This window comes from Kineococcus xinjiangensis, assembly GCF_002934625.1.
In the GTDB taxonomy this organism is placed as follows: domain Bacteria; phylum Actinomycetota; class Actinomycetes; order Actinomycetales; family Kineococcaceae; genus Kineococcus_A; species Kineococcus_A xinjiangensis.
This window is the reverse complement of record NZ_PTJD01000004.1, coordinates 186,541-203,731: the sequence shown is the minus strand read 5'-3', so window position 1 is coordinate 203,731 and position 17,191 is coordinate 186,541. Positions and strand designations below refer to the sequence as shown.

Genomic DNA, 17,191 nt, shown 5'->3' with positions numbered 1-17,191 from the left:
CCCGGTGCCGCCCGCGGGCGCTCAGCCGGGCAGGGCTCCCGCCAGGACGGCGGCGCGCGCCGCGGCGTCGGGGGCCGTGAGCAGCGCCGCGACGTCGTGCCGCAGCTCCCACCGGCCCGCGGCCAGGGCGAGGCCGCACGCCGCACCCGCCGGTGTGCGGGCGTGCACCAGCGCGGCCTCCCCGGGGCCTGTCGGCGCGCTCCACCACCCGACGGGCGCGCCGTCCACCCGCAGCTCCTCCGTCCGCCACCACTGCCGCGGCGCCCCCGGCAGCAGCACCTCCACCTCCGCGGGCACCGCCGTCGCCACCGCCGGGGCGCGGTCGACGGTCCCGGCGGCCCGCTCGGAGGCCAGGTCCACGTCGAGCACGTCCGCCACCGCCTCGGCGTCCGCGGCGGGCACCAGCACGCAGGGGCCGAGGTCGTGGCGCTGCGCCCACGCCGGGGAGTCGGCCACCAGCACGTCGGCGGCGGCGGCCACCGTCGTGCCGGCACCGTCCAGCACCCGCAGGCGGTGCGGTGGCCCACCGTCCGACGCCCCGGCCGACCCCGTGCTCGATCCGGTGTCCGATCCCGTGTCCCACACCAGGTGGCGGGCGTGCCGGGCCAGCAGCCGCCACAGGGCCAGCAGGGCCGCAGCGGACACCCGGCGGGCGGGATCCGCCGCGGCCACCACCAGCGCCGCGACCGCCTCCGGATCTGCCCCCCGGTCCACGTGCGGCAACTCGTCGAGGACCCCGAGGGCGACGCGCACCTGCGGGTCCAGGGCGGCGGCCCACTCCGGCGCGGGGTCCAGCCAGCCCAGCAGGGGCGAGGCCCCCGGTGCGCGGCTGACCGGCGGCAGCGGCCCGCGGTGCCGCAGCCACCAGGCGGCGTGGCCCAGCACGGTCCCCACCGGCTGCCCGCCCGCCCCCGGCCCGCCCGCCGCACCGGTACCGCTCGTCACCGGCCAGCGGGCCAGCAGCGCCTGGCGCCCGGCCGGCTGCGCGCACAGGGCGGGCACCACCTCCGCCCACGCCCCCCGGCGGACGAGGTCCAGGTCCCGCACCGCCACGACGTCGGTGGCCACCAGCAGCCCGCCCGCGGCTCCGGCCTCCTCGGCCAGGGCCGCACCGGCCGAGCACAGGTGCTCCAGGTACTCCTCCCACGCCGGCAGCTCCACCTCGGGATCCGCTCCCTCCGGCGCCTCGGCGTCGACGGCGACCTCGGGCAGGCGGGCCGTGCCCAGGTCCGCCAGCACCCCGACGGCGAGCAGCGGCGCCGGCCCCCAGTCCGCGAGCAGGTCCGGGTGCACCTCCGCGACCTCGGCCGGGTCCAGCACCCTGGCGGCCACCGAACCGGGCAGCACGAGCGCCGAGGCGGGGGCGAGCTCGTCGTCGGCGTCCGGCAGCGCGAGGTCGCCCAGCCACGGCAGCCGCTGCGCCACCTCCCGCGCCGCGTCCGACGCCGCGCCCGTGTCCGGCAGGTGCGCGGCGACGAGCTCCAGCACCGCCTCGGCCAGCACGTCGGGGTCGTCGGCGTCGGGGGAGTCCGCCACCGCGGTGCGCACCGCCTCGTCGGTCAGCAGCATCCACGGACCGCCCGCGCGCGCACCGAGCCGCTCCAGCAGCTCGTCGGCGGCCTCGGGGTGCACCACGCGCAGGCCGTAGGGGGCCAGCACCGCGAGCGCGTCCTCGCCCACCCCGCTGCCCGGTGCGAGCTGCACCAGGCCCCGGGGCCCGCGCACCACCCGGCCGTCGGCCAGCGGCACCGGCAGCGCGGCCAGCGCCTCCCGCGCCGACGGGTCGGCGCCGAGGTGCCGCAGCGCCGCGTACAGCCGCCGCCACTGCGCCGGGGCGGTGCCGGCCGTGGGCAGCTCCTCCACCACGTCGGCGAGGGAGGTCCGCGCGACGTCCAGCATCCGCAGCAGCGGCAGGTGCCGGCGGGGCGCGGCGACGAGGGTCGGCAGCACCGGCGCGAGGGCGGCGAGCACCGCCGGGTCGTCGCCCGCAGCACCGTCGAGCACCACGGCGTCCCGCGGCCGCACCCGCAGGCGCACCCCCTCCACGGCGGCGACCGCCCGCAGGACCGGCGCGTCCGGCAGCAGCGCCAGCACCCGCTCCCGCAGGGACGCGTCCAGCGCCGAGGCGGCGACCCCCGGGGGGAGCAGGTCCAGCGGATCGGCGTCCGCGCCGTCGCCCGCCGCGTCGTCCGCATCGGCGGCGCTCTCGACGAGCAGGTCCACGTACGCGCGGGCCGCGGCGTCCAGCACCACCTCCGTCGCGGGACCGGGCAGCACGTGCCTGCGGTCCGGCTGCAGGGGCAGCGTGGCGAGCAGGACCGCGGGCCAGGGCAGCGGCTCGTCCGTCGGGGTCGGCGCGCACAGCACCCCCGGCCCCGCGACCTCCCCGGCCCGCGGCACGGCCCACGTCAGCTCCCACGCCGGGCGGGAGCGGTCCTCCGACCCGCGCCCGGCCAGCTCCTCGGCGGAGTGCCTGCCGGAGCGGCGCAGCGTCCGCCAGCGCCGCTCCACGTCCGCCAGCCGCCGCGCCGGCCTGCCGGGCAGCTCCACGACGACCTCCCGCAGCGCAGGCAGCGCGAGCAGCAGCACGTCGTCGGCGCCCGCCAGCAGCTCCTGCGCCAGGCCGGCCGCCGCGGCGTCGCGCAGGGGGAGGGTGACGAGCGTGTCGTAGCCCTCGGGGACGGCGGCCCGCGGGTCCGAGGCCGGCACGGGGAAGGGCAGCCGCAGCACCGGCACGTCCGCGCCGCGCCGGGCGACCTCCGCGGCGAGGCCGGGGGCGGTGCGGCAGCGCTCCTCCAGGAGCGCCAGGGTGCCGGTGCGGCTGAAGCGGACCCCGCCGCCGCGCCCCGCGACGGCGGGCTCGTCGCTGACGGCCAGCACCGCGGAGAAGCCCACCCCGAAGCGGCCCACCACGGCCGTGCCGTCGTCGCGCTTGGCGGAGGCCCGCAGCGTCGCCAGGCCCTCCACCCCCGCGGCGTCCAGCGGGGCGCCGGTGTTCGCCGCGAGCAGCGTCGCGGGGCCGCCGTCGGTGCCCGGGACGAGGCGCAGCAGCAGCCGGCCCTCCACGCCCGCGCGCGCCGCCGCGTCGGCCGCGTTCTGCGCCAGCTCCACGACGAGGCGGTCGCGGTAGCCGCCGAGCGCGGCGTCCTCCTCCGCGTTGGCGTCCTCCCGCAGCCGGGCCGGGGAGGCAGCCCACGCCTCGAGGACGCGCCCGCGCAGGGCGGCCGTGCCGAACGGGTCGGCGTGCTCCTCCGCGGTCAGGCGCCGGCCTCGGGCTCGACCGGCTCGGGCTCGACCGGCTCCACCTCGGCGGGCTCGACGGGGTCGACGGGGTCCACCTCGGCGGGCTCGACGGGCTCGACGGGCTCGGCCGGCTCGACGGGCTCCACGGGCTCGGCCGGCTCTGCGGTGGCCTCGGCCGGCTCGACGGGCTCGGCCGGCTCCGCGTCCGGTTCCGCGCCTGCTCGAAGCTCCGCCGTCGGGACCAGTTCGAGGACCTCCGGCGCCAGGTCGTCGACCACCGGCGGGGCCACGTCCGTGGCGTGCGGCTCGACGTCGGTCTCGCTGTGCGCGCCGCAGCCGTGGTCCACGCTCACCACGCGGCCGTCCTCGGGGGACCACTCGTTGGCGCAGACGCCGAAGACCTGCCGCATCGACCCCGCCATCAGCAGGAAGTAACCGCACGTGGAGCAGGGGGCGCCGGCGTTCTCGGCGATCTCCGTGCGGGGGCCGCGGTCGCCCTCGTACCAGCGCGTGGCGGCTTCGTCCCGGCCCAGGCGGGAGAGCACCCGGGGGCGCCCGAGGCCGAGCTCCCAGATCGCGAGGCGGTCGGCGTCCTCGTCGGAGGCGTCCTCGTAGCCCTGGTCCAGCAGCGGGTCGTCCTCGCGGCGGGGCAGCACGTCCTGCGGGCCGACGTCGCCGGGCCGCAGGCGCTGCGACCAGGGCAGCCACTCGGGAGCGCGCAGCGACCCCTCGCCGGGGAGCAGGCACACCTCGCTCACGGTGACGGTGCGGGCGCGGGAGGCGCGGGTGACGGTGACGACCCACTGCCAGTCGCGGTAGCCGCGCAGCAGGCACGCGAAGGAGTGGCCGACGATGCGGTCGCCCTCCACGCTCGCGCCCAGGTGCTCGCCGACGGAGCCGGGCTCCGCGACCTCCTCGGCGGCGGCGCGGGCCAGGTCGACGGCCGCTGCCGCGGCGGCGTCGAGGACGGGCTTGCGCGCGCGGCGGGGTCGGGCGCCCGCAGCGGTGGCGGTGTCGTCGACTGCCGGTGGTGTCACGGCGCTCATGCCTCGAGGTCGTCGGCCACGGCCCGCAGGACGGTCGCGACCTTGCCCGCGGCGCCCTTCTCGGGGTAGCGGCCGCGGCGGAGGGAGGCGGAGACGCCGTCGAGGAGCTTGATGAGGTCCTCGACGATGACGACCATCTCGTCGGCGGGCTTGCGGGTGGCGCGCGCCACCGACGGCAGCGGCTCCAGGGTGCGGACGGACAGCGCCTGGGCACCGCGCTTGCCCTCCACGATGCCGAACTCCACCCGGCTGCCGGGCTTCAGCGTCGTCGCCCCCGCGGGCAGCACGGAGGCGTGCACGAACACCTCGGAGCCGTCCTCGGCGGCGAGGAAGCCGAAACCCTTCTCGGCGTCGAACCACTTGACCTTGCCAGTCGGCACGGGAACCTTCCGGAGTCGGAGGGCCGCCGGGGCGGCCTGCGTCGCTGCGTCTGCGGTGCGGGTGCTGCGCGCGCGGTGCCCTGCGTCCGTTGCGGGCACTGCGCGGCGCGACTCGCGGTGTCCAGGTTAGTCCCGTGCGGCCGCGGGCACGTCCGCAGCCGCGACGGGCTCGCCGGACGGGCCCGGCAGGGCGAGTCGCCGCGACGCGGCCCGCACCTGCTCCCCGGTGAGCGCGGCGTCGCGCAGCGGGGTCGCGACGTCGCCCCCGGCCGGCCCGGAGCGGGAGCCGGGGCGGGGCAGCACCTCGTCGGCGTCCTGGCCGCCGGCCACGTGCGCCAGGCCGAGCCTCGCGGCGAGCGGGCCCGGGGCCGTGCCGGCGGGGAGCTCGTGGACCCGGATCCCGAGGCCGGCGGCCAGGGCGCGCGCCCTCGCCGTGCCCGGCGCCGGGGAGGGGACCGCCGCGGCCACCCGGTCCGGGCCGAGGACGGCGGCGGCCTCGGCCAGCAGCAGGGCCGAGCCTGGCGTGCCCGTCAGGACGACGAGCACGGAGCCCAGCGCGGCGAGGCGGTGCCGCAGGGCGGCGGTGCGCAGGTCGAGGACGTGCTCCTCCAGCCAGGCGGGCACCTGCGCGACGCCGGCCAGGACCACGTCGGCGCCGGCCCTGCGCAGCGCGTCGCCGTCGTGGGCGCCGGTCGTGACCGCGACGGCGACCGCTCCCGCCGCGCGCGCCGCGGCGACGTCGCCGGGGTGGTCGCCGACGTAGGCGGTGCCGCCCGCGGCGGCGACGAAGGGCCCCTTCGCGTCGGCGAAGAGGTCGCCGGCGACGTCGGCCGCGGCCACCGCCGCGTCCAGGCCGGCGGCGGCCAGGACGCGGTGGACGTTGGGGGTGTGCTTGGCGCTGACGACGAGGCTGCGCCCGCCGTGGGCGCGGGGAGCCGCCAGCGCCGCGGCCGCACCCGGGTAGGCGGTGACGGAGTCGACCCCGAGGGAGGGGTAGAGCTGCCGGTAGCGCGCGACCAGGGCGTCGACGGCGGCGGGCGGGGTGCCGGGGGCGAGGCCCGCGATGATGAGGTCCAGGGGCAGGCCCGCGTAGAGGTCGACGTCGGCGGCGCCGACGTGCACGCCGTGCTCGGCGAGGGTGGCGCGCAGGGTGGCGGCGATGCCCGCGCTGGAGTCCACGAGCGTCATGTCGAGGTCGAAGCCGACCACGGGGTGCAGGGCGGGGGAGCGCGTCGCGCCGGGGGAGGCCACGGCGCCCAGGGTAGGCGGCGGGCCGGGGGTGCCCGCGCGCCGCGGGAGGGGCTGACCGATCATGGCCCTGCCGCACCTTGCGGCGGGCCGCGGCCTGCGCAAGGGTCGCGGCGAGCACGGACGAGCACGAACGAGCACTGCACCGGCACCCGCGCCGATCCCGACGCGCAGACCGATCCACTGACCGATCCACCGACCGGAAGAGGAGACCGTGGCCGACTACACGCTGCCGGACCTGCCCTACGACTACGCGGCGCTGGAGCCCCACATCTCGGGCGCGATCATGCAGCTGCACCACGACAAGCACCACCAGGCCTACGTCACCGGTGCCAACACGGCGCTGGAGAAGCTGGCCGCCGCCCGCGACGCCGACGACCTCGCGGCCGTGAACCTGCACGAGAAGAACCTCGCCTTCAACCTCGGCGGGCACGTCAACCACGCCGCGTTCTGGACGAACCTGTCCCCGAACGGCGGTGACAAGCCCGAGGGCGAGCTGGCCGCGGCCATCGACGAGCACTTCGGCTCCTTCGACAAGTTCCGCGCCCACTTCTCGGCCGTCGCGGCCGGGGTGCAGGGCTCCGGCTGGGCGATCCTGGCCTGGGACTCCGTCGGCCAGCGGCTGATCATCGTCCAGCTCTACGACCAGCAGTCGAACATCGCCCTGGGCCTGGTGCCGGTGGTGCTCCTGGACTGCTGGGAGCACGCCTACTACCTGGACTACAAGAACGTGCGCGCCGACTACGTCAAGGCGTGGTGGAACGTCGTCAACTGGGCCGACGCCGCCGAGCGCTTCACCCGCGCCCGCACCCAGACCGCGGGGCTCATCGTCCCCGCCTGACCTCCCGCCCCGGCGCCCGAGCGCCGGCCGCGCCTGCGACGGGCGCCACCGGATCCCCGGTGGCGCCCGTCGTGCGTCCGGGCGGGGCGCCCGGCTGCTCCGCAGGGGCGTTCCGGAGGGTGGGTGTCGGACCCCGGTGGGACCGTGGAGGCGGTGGCGTCGAGCGGGTGGAGCGGGGTGGTGGCGTGGTCCGGGCACTGCGGGCGGCGGTCACGGCGCGCCGCGACACGCCGAAGCGCGCGGCGGGTCCGCGACGAGGTCGACCGCGTCCTCCACAACCGGTGCAGGACGGTGGCCCCGGTCGTGCACAGCCCCTGACGTGCGGTTCCGCCCGCTCGTCCACAGGTGTCCGCAGGCTCGTCCACATGTGCTCCGGACAGGTGGCGCGACGACACGCGCGACACAAGATGTCGGAGCGTGCCGCGGATCGATCCCTAGATGTAGTGTCGGGGCACTGGTTGACCACTGGGACGGACGGGGCTGGAGAGGCCCCGGCGGACCGGTGGGGAAGGTTCCCGCAGACCGGGGGGAACCTCCTCGGCAGAGGGTTTCGGCGGCAGTCGGCGTCCCGTGGGGAAGCGGGGAAGACGGTGGCCGCCCGAGGGGCGCAGCGCGCCTCCGTGCAGTCCTGCCACGCCCTCTGCAGGCAGGTGCAGCACACCGCTGCGCCCTGCCGCCGATCAGCCTGCCCCCGACCGGCACCCGGTCGATCCGCAGACGTGGCGAGGAGAGCGCAGTGACAGACCTTTCGACCGAGGCCCGCGAGGGCCTGAGCGTGAGCGGCGCCCCCAACCAGCGCCGGTCGGCGAACGACGGCGGGGACCAGACCTCCCTCCCGCTCACCGTCCTCCGCCGCGACGGCACCCCCGTCGCCTTCGACCAGTCCCGCATCGCGACCGCCCTGCACAAGGCGTTCATCGCCGTCGAGGGCGAGGCGTCCGGCGCCTCCGCCCGCGTGCGCGACCTGGTGAGCACCCTCACCGCGCAGGTCGTGGACGTCATCCGCCGCCGCGCCGTGGCCGACCGCCACGTCGACGTCGAGGTCATCCAGGACCAGGTCGAGCTCGCCCTCATGCGCGGCGGGCACCGCGAGATCGCCCGCTCCTACATCCTCTACCGCGAGGAGCACGCCCGGGCCCGCGCCAGCCGGGGCGAGCTGCCCCCGCCGCCGGCCGCCCTGGAGCGCGCCGCGCGCACCACGGTGAAGCTGCCCGACGGCAGCCGCGAGGCGCTGGACGTCGAGCGCCTCCAGCGCGTCGTCGTCGACGCCTGCCAGGGCCTGGAGGGCGTCGCCCCCGACGCCGTCCTCACCGAGACCGCGCGCAGCCTCTACGACGGCATGAGCCTCGCCGAGCTGGACTCCGCGCCCGTCATGGCGGCGCGCACGCTGGTGGAGACCGAGCCGAACTACACCTACGTCGCCTCACGGCTGCTGCTGGACACCCTCCAGCGGGAGGTCTTCGAGGGTCTGGGCATGGCCGAGACCGGCCTCGACCGCCAGCGCGTCGCGGAGCTCTACCCGCAGTACTTCAGGGCGTACATCGACCACGGTGTGAAGACGGGGGCGCTCGACCCTCGGCTGGCCGAGTTCGACCTGGACCGCCTCGGCGCGTCGATCCGCCCGGAGCGGGACCTCGACTTCACCTTCCTGGGCCTGCAGACCCTCTTCGACCGCTACCTGCTGCACACCGACGGGGTGCGCTACGAGCTGCCGCAGGCCTTCTTCCTGCGCGTGGCGATGGGCCTGGCGCTGGCGGAGGAGCACCGCGACGAGCGCGCGCAGCAGTTCTACGACGCGATGTCCTCCTTCGACGTGATGGCGTCCACCCCGACGCTGTTCAACTCGGGCACCACCCGCCCGCAGATGTCGTCGTGCTTCCTCACCACGGTGCCGGACGACCTGGACGGCATCTTCTCCGCGGTTCGCGACAACGCACTGCTGGCCAAGTACTCCGGCGGCCTCGGCAACGACTGGACCCCGGTGCGCGGCCTCGGCGCCCACATCCGCGGCACCAACGGCGTCTCGCAGGGCGTCGTGCCCTTCCTGAAGATCGCCAACGACACGGCGGTCGCGGTGAACCAGGGCGGCAAGCGCAAGGGCGCGGTCTGCGCGTACCTGGAGACCTGGCACATCGACATCGAGCAGTTCCTGGACCTGCGCAAGAACACCGGTGACGACCGCCGGCGCACCCACGACATGAACACCGCGAACTGGGTGCCGGACCTCTTCCTCCAGCGGGTGGAGGAGGACGGGCAGTGGACGCTGTTCTCCCCTGACGAGGTCGCCGACCTGCACGACCTCTACGGCACCGCGTTCGCCGAGCGCTACGCCGAGTACGAGGCCGCCGCCGACCGGGGTGAGATCCGCACCTTCCGCCGGGTCCGCGCTCTCGACCTGTGGCGCCGGATGCTGACGGTGCTCTTCGAGACCGGCCACCCGTGGATCACCTTCAAGGACGCCGCCAACGTCCGCTCCCCGCAGCGGCACGTCGGCGTGGTGCACTCCTCCAACCTGTGCACCGAGATCACGCTGAACACGTCCAATGACGAGGTCGCGGTCTGCAACCTGGCCTCCATCAACCTGGCCAAGCACGTCGGCCCCGACGGCATCGACCACGAGAAGCTCGAGCGCACGGTCCGCACCGCGGTCCGGATGCTCGACGACGTGATCGACACGAACCTCTACACGATCCCGCAGGCGGAGCGCTCCAACCTCAAGCACCGCCCCGTCGGCCTCGGCCTCATGGGCTTCTCCGACGCGCTGTTCGCCCAGCGCATCCCGTACAGCAGCGACGCGGCCGTGGAGTTCGCGGACGTGAGCATGGAGGCCATCAGCTACCACGCCATCTCCGCCTCGGTGGACCTGGCGGAGGAGCGCGGCGCTTACGAGAGCTTCCCGGGGTCGCTGTGGAGCCAGGGCATCCTGCCCATCGACTCCGCGGCGCGGCAGTCGGCCGACCGCGGCATGGCGTTCGACGTGGACCTGACGCAGCGCCTCGACTGGGACTCCCTGCGCGAGCGGGTCGTCGCCACGGGCATGCGCAACTCCAACGTGATGGCGATCGCGCCCACCGCGACGATCTCCAACATCTGCGGGGTCGGGCAGTCCATCGAGCCGCTGTACCGGAACCTGTTCGTCAAGGCGAACATGTCCGGCGACTTCACCGTGGTGAACGCCCACCTCGTCCGGGACCTGAAGGCCCGCGGCCTGTGGGACCAGGTCATGATCGCCGACCTCAAGCACTTCGACGGGGTGCTGGCGCCCATCGACCGGGTGCCGGCCGACCTCAAGGAGCTGTACGCCACCGCCTTCGAGGTGGACCACTCCTGGATCATCGCCGCGGCCGCCCGCCGGCAGAAGTGGATCGACCAGGCGCAGTCGCTCAACCTCTACGTCAACCGCCCCAGCGGCCGGGTGCTGGACCAGATGTACCGCAACGCCTGGCACAGCGGCCTGAAGACGACGTACTACCTGCGCTCGCAGAGCGCGACGCACGTCGAGAAGAGCACGCTGCGCGGCACCGACGGTCAGCTCAACGCCGTCTCGCCCGTCGTGGTGGGCTCCGGGCAGGGCGCGGCCCAGGGCGTCCCCGCCCCGGCCCGCGGCCCTGAGGCGAGGGCCGCCGAGAACAAGACCGTGGTCGACGTCACCGACGCCGCCGCCTGCTCCATCACCGACCCCGATTGCGAGGCCTGCCAGTGACCACCTTCGACGACACCCCGCTGACGTCCGGCGCGGCTGCCGCCGGCGACGGTCCGACCTCGACGTCGGTCCCGGCCCAGCCCACCGCGGAGACGGTGGCGGCGGCCGCGGCCGTCACCACCACCGACCCGGGGGCCAGCGTCACCGGCCTCGGGGAGATCGACACCACCGCGCACCGGGTGAGCGTCAGCGAGAAGGCGATGATCAACGCCCGCGCCGACGTCAACCAGCTCCTGCCGCTGAAGTACGAGTGGGCGTGGCAGAAGTACCTCTCGGGCTGCAACAACCACTGGATGCCCACCGAGGTCTCCATGCAGGCCGACATCGCCCTGTGGAACTCCAAGGACGGCCTGAGCGACGACGAGCGGCTGATGCTCAAGCGCAACCTCGGCTTCTTCGCCACGGCGGAGTCCCTGGTCGCGAACAACATCGTGCTCGCCGTCTACCGGCAGCTGTCCAACCCGGAGTGCCGGCAGTACCTGCTGCGGCAGGCCTTCGAGGAGGCCGTGCACACGCACACCTTCCAGTACATCTGCACCAGCCTCGGCCTCGACGAGGGCGAGCTGTTCAACATGTACCGGGAGGTGCCCTCCATCACGGCGAAGGACTCCTGGGCGCTGAAGTACACCAAGCACCTGGAGGACCCGGACTTCCGCACCGGCACCCCGGAGGCGGATCAGGACTTCCTGCGCGACCTGGTGGCCTTCTACGTGATCTTCGAGGGGATGTGGTTCTACACGGGCTTCGCCCAGATCCTCTCCCTCGGCCGGCGCAACAAGATGGTCGGGATCGCGGAGCAGTACCAGTACATCCTGCGCGACGAGTCGATCCACCTGAACTTCGGCATCGACGCGATCAACCAGATCAAGATCGAGAACCCGCACCTGTGGACGCCCGCCTTCCAGGAGGAGGTCCGCGGCATGCTCCGCGAGGCCTGCGAGCTGGAGGTGGCCTACGGCCGGGAGACCATGCCGCGCGGCATCCTCGGCCTCAACGCCGAGCTGTGCGAGCAGTACATGCACTTCATCACCAACCGCCGCTGCGTCCAGCTCGGCCTGCAGCCGGTCATGCCGGAGGCGGAGAACCCGTTCCCGTGGATGAGCGAGGTCATGGACCTGGGCAAGGAGAAGAACTTCTTCGAGACCCGGGTGATCGAGTACCAGACGGGCAGCGGCCTGAGCTGGGACTGACGGCCGCCCTCGGGGTGCGCTGCTGAGCCGGGGCCCCGTCCCTCCCGTCGTGGAGGGACGGGGCCCCGGCTCGTCCCGTCCGCGGGTGCCGAGCGCGTCGCGCGGGCCGTCGCTCCGGGGGGATCGTCCGCCGTCGCCGCGAGGTCACCGCCCGCGACCGGAGCTTTTCCGGCCGTGGGCGGCGCCACGCCGGAGGGAGTCCAGGTCTGTAATCGAATGGATGCTTGACGCAACGGACGTCACCCGGTTGGCTGCCCAGGGCTGTCTCTCCGCCCCGGCGGATGCAGCGGTACCCGCTCCGTCGTCCGCTGAGGAGGCACGACGTTGGTCCACGACCACGCCCCTGCAGGTCCCGGGCCCGTTCCCGGCGAACAGCGCGCCCGGCGCCGGAGGGGGGTGGTCGCGATCGCCTGGGGGGCCGGTGCCCTCCTCGCCGCCGCCCCGCTCACCTCCGCGGCAGCCTCCCCGGCCGACCCGGCCCCGCGCGAGGTGCCCGTCCTCTCCAGCTTCGAGGACGGCCACTACGTCGTGACCCTGACCGGCGCTCCCCTCGCGGAGTACCAGGGCGGGGTCGCGGGCATCCCCGTGCCGAAGGCCGCCCCCGACGGCCGCCCGAACATGAAGGGCCCGGTGGCCCGGCAGTACCGCCGCCACCTGGAGCGCCGGCAGAGCGACGTCGCCGCCAGCGTCGGCGCCAGCCCCGACCAGCGCTACACCGTCGCCCTCAACGGCTTCGCGGCCGAGCTGAGCGCGGTGCAGGCGCAGAAGCTCGCCGGCCACCCCGGCGTCCTCTCCGTCGTCCCGGACACCCTGCGCCAGGTCCAGACGACCACCACCCCCGAGTACCTCGGACTCACCGGCTCGGCCGGCGTGTGGGCGGAGCTCGGCGGCCAGGCCAGGGCGGGGGAGGGCGTCGTCGTCGGCATCCTCGACACCGGCCTGTGGCCGGAGAACCCCGCCTTCGCCGGCGCGGAGCTCCCGGAGGGCCCGACCCCCGGCAAGCCGTTCCTGGCCCATCGCGGCGAGGACGGCCGCATCGTCCAGCAGAAGCGGGACGGCGGCACGTTCACCGGCGTCTGCGAGGAGGGCGAGCGCTGGTCCGAGACGACCTGCAGCACCAAGGTCATCGGCGCCCGCTACTTCGCCGAGGGCTTCCTCAGGAACGTCGACGAGGAGGACCTCGTCGAGGTCGAGTACCTCTCCCCGCGCGACGGCCACGGTCACGGCTCGCACACCGCGGCCACCGCCGCCGGCAAGGACAACATCCCGGTCGTGCTGGAGGGAGAGGACTTCGGGTCGACGTCGGGCATGGCCCCGGGCGCCTCCCTGGCCGTGTACAAGGTCTGCTGGACGGCGACCGCCGCCTCCGGCTGCGCCACGTCCGACTCGGTGGCCGCCATCGACGCCGCCGTCGAGGACGGCGTCGACGTCATCAACTACTCCATCGGCGGCGGCGCGGCGACCACCGTCGCCGACCCGGTGGAGCTGGCCTTCCTCTCCGCGGCCTCCGCCGGCATCTTCGTCGCCACCTCCGCCGGCAACGCCGGTCCCGAAGCCTCCACGCTGGACCACGCGAGCCCCTGGCTCACCACCGTCGCGGCCGCGACGGCGGTGCCGCGCGAGGGCACGGTCCTGCTCGGGGACGGCCGCAGGTTCGTCGGCGGCCGCCTCAGCGGGCGACCGATGCCGGCGGCACCGCTGGTGCTGTCGACGGACGTGAAGACGGAGAAGGCGAAGGAGGCCGACGCGAGGCTCTGCAAGCCCGGCACGCTCGACCCCGCCGAGGCCCGCGGGAAGGTGGTCCTCTGCTACCGCGGCGAGAACCCCCGCGTGGAGAAGTCCGCCGAGGTCGCGCGCGCCGGCGGCGTCGGCATGGTCCTCGTCAACCCGACCCCCAGCAGCGTCGACGCCGACGTGCACCTGGTCCCGACGGTCCACCTGGACGCCGCCGCCGGGAAGGAGGTCGTCGCCTACGCCGAGCAGCCGGGCGCGACCGTCGCCTTCGAGGGCGGCAACACCACGGGGATCGTGACGCCCACCCCGCAGATCGCCGGGTTCTCCTCGCGCGGGCCGACCCTGGCCAGCGACGGCGACGTCCTCAAGCCGGACATCGCCGCCCCCGGCGTCGGCATCCTCGCGGCCGTGGCCCCCCAGCCCGGCAACGGCGAGAACGACTTCGGGGGCATGTCCGGCACCTCGATGGCGTCGCCGCACATCGCCGGCCTCGCGGCGCTGATCTTCCACCGGTACCCGAACTGGTCCCCGATGGCCGTGAAGTCGGCCATGATGACCACCGCCCGCGACCTCGTCCGGGCGGACGGCACCCCCGAGCGCGACGCCTTCGCGGGCGGCGCCGGGTTCGTCGCCCCGCGGCGCTTCCTCGACCCCGGCCTCGTCTACGACTCCGGCCCGGAGGAGTGGATTGCCTTCATGGAGGGCTCCGGGATCGACACCGGCACCGGTCTCGGCGCCATCGACCCCAGCGACCTGAACCAGCCGTCCATCGCGATCGGCGAGCTCGTCGGCACGCAGACGGTGACGCGGCGGGTCACGGCCGTGAGCCCGGGCCTCTACTTCGCCCGGGCCAGCGTGCCCGGCATGAGGGTCAGGGTGTCCCCGAGCGTCCTGCACTTCAACGCGCCCGGGGAGACCAAGACCTTCAAGGTCACGTTCACCACGACGCGCAAGGCGGAGCTCGCCGAGTACGCCGGCGGGTTCCTCACCTGGCGGGGCGCCGGCACCACGGTGCGCAGCCCCATCGCGGTGCGCCCCCTCCCGCTGGACGCGCCCGAGGAGGTCCGCGGCAGCGGCGCCGAGGGGTCCGTGACCGTGCCGGTCGCCGCGGGCACGACCGGCGAGGTCGAGCTCGACCCCCTCGGCATGGTCCCGGGTGACGTCGAGCGGGGACGCCTGGAGCGCAACGGCACGAGGTTCTGGGACGTCGACATCGAGCCCGGCACCGAGTTCGCCCGGTTCGAGGTCCTCGCCGAGGACCAGCGCGGCGACTTCGACCTCGCCCTGTTCCGCCTCGGGGACGACGGCGAGGAGGAGCTGGTGCGCATCTCCGCCAGCGCCTCCGCCGACGAGCGCATCGACCTGGTCGCCCCGGAGCCGGGGACGTACATGGTGCTGGTGATGAACTTCGCCAACCCGCCGGGCCAGTCGAGCAACGGCTTCGAGCAGGCGACGTTCCTGGTGAACTCGGCGAGTGTCGAGGGCAGCCTCGAGGTGGAGCCGAACCCGCTGGCCCTCACCTCCGGGCGCGTCTCGACGTACGAGGCGTCCTGGTCCGGCCTGGATCCGGAGCAGCGCTACCTCGGCATCGTCGACTACGTCCTCGAGGACTCCGAGATCCCGCTCCCGCCGACCGTGGTCGCCGTCGGCTGACGCCCCCGCCCGCCCGACCGTCCCGTCCCCGCCTGCCGGGGGCGGGGCGGTCCGCGTCCCGCCCGGCTCCCGCTGGAGGTGCCGGGCGGGGAGCCCGTCGGAGCGGTGCCGCGCCCGTGGCAGGCTGGCCGCATGGCTCGTCGCAGCACCCGCAAGCCGGGCAGCCGTCCCACCCCCCGTCCTCCCCGGGCGCAGCAGCCCGCACCCGCCCCGCCGCCGGCGGCCGGCGACCCGCAGCGCGTCGCCACCGCGTCGGTCGCCGTGTTCCTCGCCGTCGTGGCGCTGCTGTCCTCGCTCGTCCTCATCCCCCTGAGCCTGCTGCTCGGCGCCGTGGCGGTCGTCGTCGCGCTCCGCGCCCTGCGGCTGGGCGACGGCAGCCGCGCGCAGGCTCTCATCGCCGTCGGGGTGGGGGGCCTCGCCCTCGTCTCGGGCATCGCCTTCCTGCTCACCCGCTGAGGGCCCGCGCCGCCGTGACCGCCGCCCCGCTCGTCGTGACGCTGCTGCTCGACGAGGCGGCGCAGGCGCGCTTCGACGACCTGCGGCGGCGGCACTTCCCGCCGGAGCGCAACCACCTCGCCGCCCACGTGACCCTGTTCCACGCCCTGCCCAGCGAGCGCAGCGCCGAGGTGCTCCGCGACGTCTCCCGCGCCACCGCACGCGCCCCCTTCCCGGTGGCGGTCACGAGGGTGCGCTTCCTCGGGCGGGGGGTGGCCTACGACCTCGCCGCCCCCGAGCTCGACGCGCTGCGGGCCGAGCTGGCCGCGGCCTGGGCGCCGTGGCTGACGCCCCAGGACTCCCGGCGCTTCGCGGCGCACGTCACGGTGCAGAACAAGGTGGATCCGGAGCGGGCCCGCGCCCTGCACGCGGAGCTGGCGGCCGCCCCGCCGCTGCCGGACGCCACCGCCACGGGGGTGGCGGTGTGGCGCTACCTCGGCGGCCCCTGGGAGGCCGTGGCGGCATCTCCGCTGCGGGGCGACTGACGGGGGGACCTCGGGGCGGCCGAGGGTGAGCCGGCGGGGCGGGCCCGACGGCGAGGGCGGGTGGCGGCGGGCCGCCGGCCGGGCTCAGCCCGTGGGCTCGCCGTCGCGCCGAGGCTCCGGTTCCCGACGGGCCACCGGCCCCCTGCGGAGGAGGAACCAGCCCGCAGCCATGAGCACTGCCGCGGCCAGCGAGCCGGCCGCCTGACCCAGCGGGAAGCTCACGACGTACGCGATGGTCGCGGTGGCCTCGTCGGGCGCCGGGCGGTTGAGTTCCCGCTGCAGCGGGGTCAGCGGGCCGTACGTCGTCCACAACGAGGCCGACGTCACGAGCAGCGCCGTCCCCGTCCCGGCGGCCGCGAGGAGCTGCGCCGCCGCGCGGGCCGGGCGCGACGGTGCGGCGGGGTGGGCGCCCGGGAGCGCGGACAGGCCGGTGAGCGCGAGCACCCCGATCGCGGTGGCCGACAGCGCCGTCGCGAAGTCGACCGTCGAGAGCATCCCGCCGAGGCGGTCGACCAGGTTCGGCGCCACCGTCAGCGACGCTCCTCCGCGGAACGAGGGGTAGCTGTCGCCGTCGATCCCGCCCGCCAGCACCCGATCGCCGGCGACGAGCGCGAGGAGCAGTGGAACCGCGGCGGCGGCCAGCAGCAGCCAGGGCACCACCCGCCCGCCCCGGTCCGCGGTGCTCACCACCGGGCACCCCGGACGAGGACCACGAGCTCGGCGGCGGCGAAGACGGCGACGAACACGAGGGGCCCGAGGGTCGGGGCGTGGACGGCGGCGTAGGAGGGTCCCAGTCCCCGGTACCCGCCCCATCCGAACCCGAGCACGGTGGCGAGCGCCGTGGCCAGCGCGACCAGGACGAGCAGCGTCGCGGTCGCCGCCGCGACGGCGCGCAGGAGCCGGCCGGGGGTGGAGCGTCCTCCCGCCAGGACGGCGGCGGCCGGGACCGCCACTCCGACCGCGGCGACCAGCAGCGTGGGGACGACGGAGACGGTGAGCAGGGCGGTGCCGATCCGCCCGGCCAGCAGCGACCCCTCGTCGGACGGCGGGAGGGCGTCGTCGTAGGCGCCGCCGAGCACGGAGGCGACGTCGACGAGCAGCACCACCAGGGGGAGCAGCGAGGCGCCGAGCACGGCCCCCACCAGAACCACGCTGCGTGTGCGGGAGGTCACG

Annotated in this window: 12 protein-coding genes; 6 read left to right on the top strand and 6 right to left on the bottom strand. The window is 75.7% G+C overall.

The features are described 5' to 3' along the window. Positions 1 to 21: 21 nt before the first annotated feature. The 4 genes from CLV92_RS07405 to CLV92_RS07390 all read right to left on the bottom strand — a co-directional run bounded on the left by CLV92_RS07405 (position 22) and on the right by CLV92_RS07390 (position 5,920). Entirely contained in the window at positions 22 to 3,111 is a 3,090-nt protein-coding gene (locus tag CLV92_RS07405) for a sacsin N-terminal ATP-binding-like domain-containing protein (RefSeq protein WP_211290949.1), read from the bottom strand. Positions 3,112 to 3,257: 146 nt separating this feature from the next. Next, the gene (locus tag CLV92_RS07400; RefSeq protein WP_104432165.1) at positions 3,258 to 4,289 is read right to left on the bottom strand and encodes a DUF3027 domain-containing protein; all 1,032 of its coding nucleotides are present in this window, start codon (positions 4,287 to 4,289) and stop codon (positions 3,258 to 3,260) included. Then, the gene (locus CLV92_RS23045; protein ID WP_104432164.1) at positions 4,286 to 4,669 is read right to left on the bottom strand and encodes a cold-shock protein; all 384 of its coding nucleotides are present in this window, start codon (positions 4,667 to 4,669) and stop codon (positions 4,286 to 4,288) included. The genes CLV92_RS07400 and CLV92_RS23045 overlap by 4 nt, the downstream gene beginning before the upstream one ends. A gap of 126 nt (positions 4,670 to 4,795) precedes the next feature. After that, positions 4,796 to 5,920: a haloacid dehalogenase-like hydrolase gene (locus tag CLV92_RS07390; protein ID WP_211290948.1), complete on the bottom strand. Its 1,125-nt coding sequence runs from the start codon at positions 5,918 to 5,920 to the stop codon at positions 4,796 to 4,798. 211 nt (positions 5,921 to 6,131) lie between these two features. On the opposite strand from CLV92_RS07390, the gene CLV92_RS07385 reads away from it, so the two are divergent. The 6 genes from CLV92_RS07385 to CLV92_RS07360 all read left to right on the top strand — a co-directional run bounded on the left by CLV92_RS07385 (position 6,132) and on the right by CLV92_RS07360 (position 16,018). Further along, positions 6,132 to 6,758, top strand: a complete 627-nt coding sequence (locus CLV92_RS07385; protein ID WP_104432162.1) for a superoxide dismutase — start codon at positions 6,132 to 6,134, stop codon at positions 6,756 to 6,758. A 736-nt stretch (positions 6,759 to 7,494) separates the two neighbouring features. After that, positions 7,495 to 10,461, top strand: coding sequence for a ribonucleoside-diphosphate reductase subunit alpha (locus CLV92_RS07380; RefSeq protein ID WP_211290947.1), 2,967 nt, complete (start codon positions 7,495 to 7,497; stop codon positions 10,459 to 10,461). A 95-nt stretch (positions 10,462 to 10,556) separates the two neighbouring features. Next, a complete protein-coding gene (locus CLV92_RS07375) occupies positions 10,557 to 11,651 on the top strand; it encodes a ribonucleotide-diphosphate reductase subunit beta (protein ID WP_104432287.1) in 1,095 nt (364 codons plus the stop codon). Positions 11,652 to 12,047: 396 nt separating this feature from the next. Further along, entirely contained in the window at positions 12,048 to 15,038 is a 2,991-nt protein-coding gene (locus tag CLV92_RS07370; RefSeq protein WP_104432161.1) for a S8 family peptidase, read from the top strand. 132 nt (positions 15,039 to 15,170) lie between these two features. Next, positions 15,171 to 15,494 (top strand): hypothetical protein, encoded by a 324-nt coding sequence (locus CLV92_RS07365; protein WP_146099451.1) that lies wholly within the window; start codon positions 15,171 to 15,173, stop codon positions 15,492 to 15,494. Positions 15,495 to 15,508: 14 nt separating this feature from the next. Next, positions 15,509 to 16,018: a 2'-5' RNA ligase family protein gene (locus tag CLV92_RS07360; RefSeq protein WP_104432159.1), complete on the top strand. Its 510-nt coding sequence runs from the start codon at positions 15,509 to 15,511 to the stop codon at positions 16,016 to 16,018. Between the two features lie 84 nt (positions 16,019 to 16,102). Here the strand turns inward: CLV92_RS07360 and CLV92_RS07355 are convergent, their stop codons facing one another. Together CLV92_RS07355 and CLV92_RS07350 are read right to left on the bottom strand one after the other, a co-directional pair. Next, on the bottom strand, positions 16,103 to 16,705 hold the full coding sequence (locus tag CLV92_RS07355) for a hypothetical protein (protein ID WP_146099450.1): 603 nt from the start codon (positions 16,703 to 16,705) through the stop codon (positions 16,103 to 16,105). Continuing rightward, positions 16,702 to 17,190: a hypothetical protein gene (locus CLV92_RS07350; protein WP_146099449.1), complete on the bottom strand. Its 489-nt coding sequence runs from the start codon at positions 17,188 to 17,190 to the stop codon at positions 16,702 to 16,704. The genes CLV92_RS07355 and CLV92_RS07350 overlap by 4 nt, the downstream gene beginning before the upstream one ends. Position 17,191 lies beyond the last annotated feature (1 nt).